Source organism: Lactococcus formosensis (assembly GCF_018403745.1).
Classification (GTDB): domain Bacteria; phylum Bacillota; class Bacilli; order Lactobacillales; family Streptococcaceae; genus Lactococcus; species Lactococcus formosensis.
This window is the reverse complement of record NZ_BOVP01000014.1, coordinates 1-7787: the sequence shown is the minus strand read 5'-3', so window position 1 is coordinate 7787 and position 7787 is coordinate 1. Positions and strand designations below refer to the sequence as shown.

The 7787-nt window shown below is 38.1% G+C and carries 6 protein-coding genes; all 6 read right to left on the bottom strand.

From position 1 onward, the window contains the following. Window positions 1-410 precede the first annotated feature (410 nt). The gene (locus KJS37_RS10300; protein ID WP_213497269.1) at window positions 411-803 is read right to left on the bottom strand and encodes a hypothetical protein; all 393 of its coding nucleotides are present in this window, start codon (window positions 801-803) and stop codon (window positions 411-413) included. 441 nt (window positions 804-1244) lie between these two features. After that, on the bottom strand, window positions 1245-2921 hold the full coding sequence (locus KJS37_RS10295; protein WP_213497266.1) for an ATP-dependent nuclease: 1677 nt from the start codon (window positions 2919-2921) through the stop codon (window positions 1245-1247). Between the two features lie 290 nt (window positions 2922-3211). Then, the gene (gene mgtE, locus KJS37_RS10290) at window positions 3212-4570 is read right to left on the bottom strand and encodes a magnesium transporter (protein WP_213497264.1); all 1359 of its coding nucleotides are present in this window, start codon (window positions 4568-4570) and stop codon (window positions 3212-3214) included. An 18-nt stretch (window positions 4571-4588) separates the two neighbouring features. Then, a complete protein-coding gene (locus tag KJS37_RS10285) occupies window positions 4589-5011 on the bottom strand; it encodes a hypothetical protein (protein WP_213497262.1) in 423 nt (140 codons plus the stop codon). 703 nt (window positions 5012-5714) lie between these two features. After that, the gene (locus tag KJS37_RS10280) at window positions 5715-5816 is read right to left on the bottom strand and encodes a type I toxin-antitoxin system Fst family toxin (RefSeq protein ID WP_213497260.1); all 102 of its coding nucleotides are present in this window, start codon (window positions 5814-5816) and stop codon (window positions 5715-5717) included. A 151-nt stretch (window positions 5817-5967) separates the two neighbouring features. After that, complete coding sequence (locus KJS37_RS10275) at window positions 5968-7614, bottom strand: hypothetical protein (protein ID WP_213497258.1); 1647 nt, start codon at window positions 7612-7614, stop codon at window positions 5968-5970. Between the last annotated feature and the right edge of the window lie 173 nt (window positions 7615-7787).

Genomic DNA, 7787 nt, shown 5'->3' with positions numbered 1-7787 from the left:
CTCTGCTCTGCTCTGCTCTGCTCTGCTCTGCTCTGCTCTGCTCTGCTCTGCTCTGCTCTGCTCTGCTCTGCTCTGCTGATTATAAGTCATCATTTTTACCTCGTCAACTGCTTTAGCGTAAAGTAACACTAATAACATTTATATAATATTATTGTAATGTTTTTCTTATGATTTTCAAAATAATATCAGAAGTAAGAATATAAAAAAGAGAGACTCTGTCTCTCCTCATCTCCAACAAGATTTCTTAGGAATTTATTTTTTCTTTTGAATGCTTAGCGTATCACTTAATAGCGGATGCGTATATTATAAGGGGCAAGACACATCATCTCTGCTTTTCTTCTTGTTGTAATACTTCAATAGCTTGTTTATATTAAACAATCAACTGCATATAATAACACTCCTTGAATTTTTTAAGTAATTTCTTCAACAAACTGAGTGATTGCTTCTTCGTACTTTTCTAGGAATTTTTTATTCTTTATACGGAGACAACCTTTACCTACAGCACTTTTAGGAAACAGAGCGGCATACTTATCAAATAAGTTCTTCCCATCAAAGAAGCTATAAAAGTATATTGAAATATTATTCTTCTGAGAAGCGATATTAATAATTCCTGCTTCTTCGTATCCTTGGGTTGGTACTGGATTTTTTCCAAAAACAATTGCAGAGAAAGTTTTGCCATTGTCAAAATATCGTGGCTTTTCATTGGGGAAACGTTCTGAGATGAGCTTAACTATTTCAACAAGTAAATTTGGATCATAGGATTGTTCAATATATTCGTCAATATTATTCACATTAATGTACATGACTTCTCTTTCTATAGTGGTATTTTAAGTGAGCTCTTATCTACTAAAAAGAAGCTCAGCCGATTAGTTTTCTGCGAGGAAATAATATCATCGCTTTCTAAGTTTAGCAAAATAATAGATCATAAAAATTATCAGAGTAAAAACTATCTGACTAATCCCTCGAAATATGCTTTCTTGAAAATTCCTAACCAAATGATACAGTGCATAAACGATAATAATTCCAACAATAATATATCCAATTTTCTTTTCCATAGTTTAGTCTCCGTTCTCCCAACTCAAAAGTAATGCGTTTAGCTTTAGCTTCTTTTTTAAAGCATAATCCTTAAGAGGTGAAGACAACTCTCATTGAGTCAATTATACAAGATGTGTTAGCCTTACGATCTATAAAAAGTAAATATACGATTGGCAAAATACCTCTTTAGAAATTTTATATCAAATATACTACATTCCACACCTAGAACTGTCTGCTAACCAGACTTGTATATTTCCAATAAAATCCCAAACATCTCCAGACTCAGGAGTTATATAGCCATCAGAACCTGGGTTATCTCCCATATTTTCAAGCTTTTTGATCAACCATTCATTACCGTGATTCCCACCCTCTATTTCAGGCAACCATGATTCTACTTCACCGACAGAGACTGGAAATAAACCAAATTTATTCAAGTTACTTAATAATATCTCTCCAGTCATCTTATGACTAGCATCTAAAAAACCAAGGCCTTGCGTTTTAATTTTAGAATCTTTCTTATCCCATCTGTTATCATGCTTTTTATAGTAGGACATTAAAGAAGTTTTACTTTCTCTCAAACTATTGAACATAGAATCAGGAATGCCATTTTGCTCTAAATAATTTGTATAAACACTCCCTCCATCTTTTATGAAATCAAAATCAATGATGGAAGCTGTTGGAATTCCAAAACGACGCAAAACTTGTGTAATTTCACCAACTGTTTGTTTATTTCGAGCATTGATAAATAAGCAGTCATCGATCTTTCTCTTATCTCCTGTTTCACGCAGACGATAATTAATTTCTTGATAAAATACTCTATCAGAATCAGCTTCACAGACAACGACATTTTTATAAAATAAACCATCAAAAACACCCGTTGAACGCAAAAGAGGATTCTTTACTATATTTTTTAACTCTTCTTTATCAATAATATGAGCATCAGCTTTCTCTTCGTTGTATGTTAAACGTAAAATATTAAAATCAGAAGAAGAATCAATACATCCCATAATAAAATGTGGATTATGTGTTGTGATAAAAACTTGCTTATTTTGATTCTTTGCAATTCCCGAAATAATACTCCCCAATTTTCTCGCTAATGGTGCATGAAGAAAGGCATCTACTTCATCAATTAAAATCAATTCTGGATTACCCGCAACCAATTCTAGTAAGATACCAACAAATGCTTTTATTCCATCGCTCACATCATTTTGAGTTTTTCCTGTTTTCAATAACTCAATCACCTCTTTTTTATGAGAATCTCTTTTGTCTTCCCCAAGAGGCTCTTTCATCAAGGTAATCTGTCCTTGTCCATTTTCGGGTAATATTTCTGGATAAAGTTCTAAAGCATCAATAACATATTTTGAAAATTCTTCTCTCAACTTATTATTTTCATGAAGTTTCTCAATATTTGATAATTCATCATCCTTGTTAGTACTAAATCTGTAAGATTGAGGAACAAATAAACTCAGTCTTGAATTTCCATCTAAAACTTTAGTAGACACACTTTCGACCACTCTGTAACGTGTCTTCCTATCCTGATCATGTGCAAGAGCATTTATTATCTGTTGCTCACTATATTGCCCAAAGTTACCATTACCTGTCTTAAAAAACAAATTTCCTTGAAACGCTTGTTGAAGATTTTGATTAGTGGGCTGAATAAATTCCCTACCTGATTCTTTATAAAATTCTCTGGCTTTTTCTTCGCTGAACTTATTAACGTCAATCTTCTCAACAACAATGTTCTTATACCCATAATCTGGTTGAGTCAATTCAAATCTTATGTCATTCAAAAGAGTCGATTTTCCAGAATTATTCGGTCCAACGATTATTGTAACATTCCCTGGTTCAAACTCTAGTCCAGATTTTAGTTTAACTTTTTCAATCACACGCTTCTCCGTAAATTACTATATATTGAATCCTGCTGTTATGAATCAATTTTTTAGATACTTCCATTTTACCATGAACAATAAAAATAATCCGCAACAATATCCATCACAGATTATTTTATTCTACTTCTATTTTAGTAATTTTTTTGTGAATTTCTAGCATTACTTTGAGTTTATTACCTTTATTCGCACAGTTGAACGCTTCATTACACCTGATTTATTCACTCGCCAAAGATTAACAACCAATATTAAAGTTGTTGCCCCTTCTTCCATCACTTTCCACTACACTTTTACATTAGATGCCCTAAAAAAACTGATACACAAGTAAAATAAATCAGCAAGGCAAGCAAGTCTTTGAGTGTCGTAATAATCGGTGCTGAACCTGCAGCTTGGTCAACTTTTAGCTTGATGAGAATAAAGGGAACTAAAAAACCAAGCATCGAAGATACCGCCATCGTTATAAAAAGCGCCAGACCAACAGCCAAACCTAACATCGGAAGACCTAGCCATAAAAGAGCAATGAGACCCGCTAAACTCCCCATTAAAGCACCAATAGCTAAGCCCACGCGCAATTCTTTGAAGAAAGGCGTGAGAAAATCTTCCATATTGATATGCCCCAAAACCAAACCACGTGTGAAAACTGTTGAGGACTGCGTTCCGATATTGCCTCCCATTCCCATGATTAGAGGGATAAAGATCGCCACCATGGCGATGGATTCCAAGGTTTGCTCAAACCCTTCAATAACCAAGCCTGATAAGAGGCTTAGGAGTAAAGTTGCAACAAGAAAGGGCAGCCGAACTGCTAATATCTTGCTCAATTTTCCGTTAATGAGCAGTTTACTGCGGTCCTCTTCGGCATCTTTTAAGTCAGACAAACCTGCTTGGTTCAGGATATCCTCTGTCGCTTCTTCTTCTAAAATCTCCATGGCGTCATCAAAAGTAACGATGCCGACCAAGCGCTCTTCATCATCTGTCACAGCTAAAGCAATAAGATCAAGTTCCTTTACTTTCTGGGCAACTTGCTCTTGATCGACTGATGTTCTAACAGAGATCGGCTGTTGGGACATCACATCTTGGATAAGTACCTTAGGTTTCACTGTTAAAAGTCCCCCTAAAGTAATAAAGCCTTGAAGCTTTTCCTCTGTATCAACAACAAAGAGAATATAAATATTTTCCTTACGCCGTGCTTCATCCGAAACTTTAGCCAGAGCTTCCTCTTGCGTTAGCTCCCCCGTCAAAGTCACATACTCAGTCGTCATGATTCTTCCCGCAGTTTCTGGCGTATAGGATTGAAGTTTGAGGGTCTCTTCTCTGTTTGTCGAACTTAAAATACTCAGAAAGCTCTTGAGCTGCTTCTCAGGTAAACGATCAAAAAGTTTTACCCTATCATCAGGCGAAAGGTGGTTAAGAATACTCTGTACCATCGGTGGCTTAAGAATAGACAAAAGATTTTTTTGCTGGCTTATACGTAGAATTCTAAAGAGTTCGAGCGCTTTATCTTCTGCTAAAGCCTCAAAAAGACTTCCCTGTTCATCAATGTTTAACTGTAGTAACATCTCTTTCAACTCATGATTTGGCAGGTCTTTAAGAATCGCTTGAAACTTTGCCAGCTCATTATTTCGAATATAATAGCGTATTAATTCTTCCATGGTGATTCTCTCCTTATATTATATTAATTTTTTTTCTATTGGAATCAAAATCTCACCACGTTCTTCTTTATTTGGATTCTCAAGATTTGAGTAATCATAATGCAAAATATTTTGCGCTACTTGGTAAGGAAACTGAGAAATAATAACTTCTTTATTTTCCGCGCCTCTGCTCTGGAAAGCCTGCTTCACTTGATTAGTAAATCGTACATTTTGTTGACTTCCTTCTGACCACCAAAGATAACGCTGTAAATCTTCTCGTGTAGGAGAGGCACCCTGTTCAATAGAAAATGCTGTTGGAATAACTTCTTGCTTTTTATAAGTGTGTTTGGGTTTAGAGGTGTTATTTTCTTGTTTTCTTGAAGATTGCACTACTTTTTCATGTTCAAATAGAGGTGCCTGTTGACCGTCTTCCAAGGTCGTTGACATTATTTTGATTAACAAAACTGCACCCCCCAGCAATTAAAACGAGAGCTGATAATTTCAAAAAATTTTTCACGTTATTCCTCTACACTAAATCTCTAGTAAATGATAATGATTTCTGATTTGGATGTCAAAACAGAGCACCCTTTAGACTGGGCGCAAATTCAAAGAGTAATCAAGAAGTAATTTTCTCGCTCACGATATAATTATAACAAAACAAATACAAACACAACAAAAAAATTACAATAACACACAATATTACATCACTAATATGTCGAAGATATTATAAAAAACGCACCTGGTTACTCTTAGGAAAAGAGTTGTAAATACTCTCCTCTTTTATTTCATTTTGTTTCAAGTCTAAAATACATTAAAATAAAGTCATCAACTTCCCTCCAATGGTTTTTGATTTTCATAACGGTTCCTAATCCTAACTTAGGAGCACATATACAAGAGAATACTCTCCAGTCGTAGTAACACTACACTAAGCCTGTCAGAAAAATAAAAATCCCCAAAAACATCCCCAAGGGAGTAAACAGATAATCTAGATTTTTAGTCAGTAAAATTTGGCAAATTTAGTGCTAATGATATAATGAATTTAACGAAAATAAGTTGAAGCATTGCTTCACTATCTTACCGAGGAGCTACCAATAATCCTCGGTTTTTTTTGTACAATTTTGGGCAAAATAAAAACGCCCCTCTACCAAAGAGACGTTACAGTGGACTAATGGTGCTTACGCCAGCCTTTCAGCCAGTCCTTGACCAGCTCAAGGACTGCTCCTACCACTATAGGAGCGACAACTGATACGAAAATAAGTTGAAGCATTTTCTCGCCCCTTCCCTAAGGCATTTCTGCATTGGTTAGGTGCGCCTCAGTTATTATAGAATAATCAATAAGCAAGTTAGACAAGCTAAGACAAAATAACCATATCAAGCGATAGTTATCTTGTTTTTTCATTATCTGTATTGGCTTTTCTTTAAGTTCCGGGTTGATGGATGATGAGGGCTGGGCGGACGCCTTGTGATACTGTACGGGCTTCACCGATTAATCTGCCAAAAGGTGGTGGATTTGTAGTGATAGACCAAGCACGTAAACTACTAACCGGAGTACGTAGCCACCAGCTAGCATCACCGGGAGCTATACGCTGTGCAAAGTTAGAGAATCCTAGACCAGGAGCCGACAAACGACTTATATCTGCAAGTGATAAGGAAAAAGCACGAGGTGTACCATTTAAATCAACTCGGCTTTCATCTGTTGCGACTACTCCAGATAAATTTACTTGCCACCCACTCTCATCGAGATTAGCTCCTGAATTTCCTACCTCTCCTGTCGTAAAACTATTCGCTACAGGTTGAACAAATCCCCTAAGTTCTTCTGAGATTTCTTCGTTATACCAGCTGTCAACTCTGGTCGATACGCCCCCAAAGGAGACGTTATTCAAAATTTCATTACGTATAATTAAATGATTGCCTCCCCCTTGATTTTCAAGATAGCGGAACTGTTGACCAGCTATGGTAAATAGTCGCCCTGGTTCCATTAACCCAAAGTTGAAGTCACCCGGAGCTGAATCCACATCAGCTGGTGGGTTCTCCGTTGGCAAGCCCGGAAGTCCCCAATCTTGGTCCATAGCGTTATTTCTTATCCCTTGAAGAAGATCTGCCAAGTGTTCATGGTGTTCACCTTCGCTGTCTTCTTCTAGGAAATCATCGCTATGCTCTGGACTGAGCATATGACTAGAGACATGGATACCATAATAGTAAGAGCCATTGATGTCATCGGCTGCTGGAGTCATTTGGGCAGCGTCAAGTAAGTAGGAGGTTGTCTCTCCTGCTTGAAGCTTACTTGCCCAGTAAGCCCAGCCTGTCTGGTAGTCAATCACCCAGAAATCACCGATTTTCTCACTGTTATCAAGTTCTGTCCACTCTTCTATAGTCAGTGGCGGGCGTTCTTGTTGGAGGTGCTGTGCAGTTTCACGTGTCGCTTGAGAACCGGGCCAAGTGCCTGTGCTGTTGTCATACTCTTCATCTTCTGACCAGAAAGCATCTGTTCCATCGCCTGGGTGAGTGGCTCCATCTGTGCTGCCGTCTGTCGCTCCATTGCCCGCGATATAGTCTCGGGCATGGCCTGAAGCTGCGGTGCGTTCATCTGCTTCATCAAGATTGAAGGTCGGAAGGTACCAAGGGGCAAACTGGCCGTCACGGTGCCAACCAAAAGTCAGGTTAGAATAGGGGGTAAAGTAGGCAGAGTCTGAGCCTGTCTGACGCTGGTTCATGGTGTTTGCCTCAGGTTTCCATGTGGTCCATGAGGTTACATCATCACGCTCAGTACCCTCTACGACAGGTGTGAAGCTGGATTGTCCTCGTTCTTGGATTTCCATAAACTCTGACAGGCGAATACGGGCCATGATTTCTTCTTGCCCGTAGTTTTCCACAAAGACGTCTTTGTTTTCTGTGTCTCGGTTGTAGTAGTCATGAACACGACCGCCAACTTCAACATCATTTTCTCTGAGTCGGTCATTAATGGCTTGTTGGTTAAAGGCGGTAAAGGCGAAGGTTCCTCCGACTAAGAGGGCGATAGCTAAAACGGTGATAAGACCTAACTTTCTTTTCTGTTCTCTATTCATATCTTGTTCCTTTTTTCAAATCTTTATTTTAAACAGCGAAAAAACGCCCTTATCCAGGACGTCTATTGAGTGCATAGTAAAAAAGGCGCAAAACTACTGCTCTGCTCTGCTCTGCTCTGCTCTGCTCTGCTCTGCTCTGCTCTGCTCTGCTCTGCTCTGCTCTGCTCTGCTCT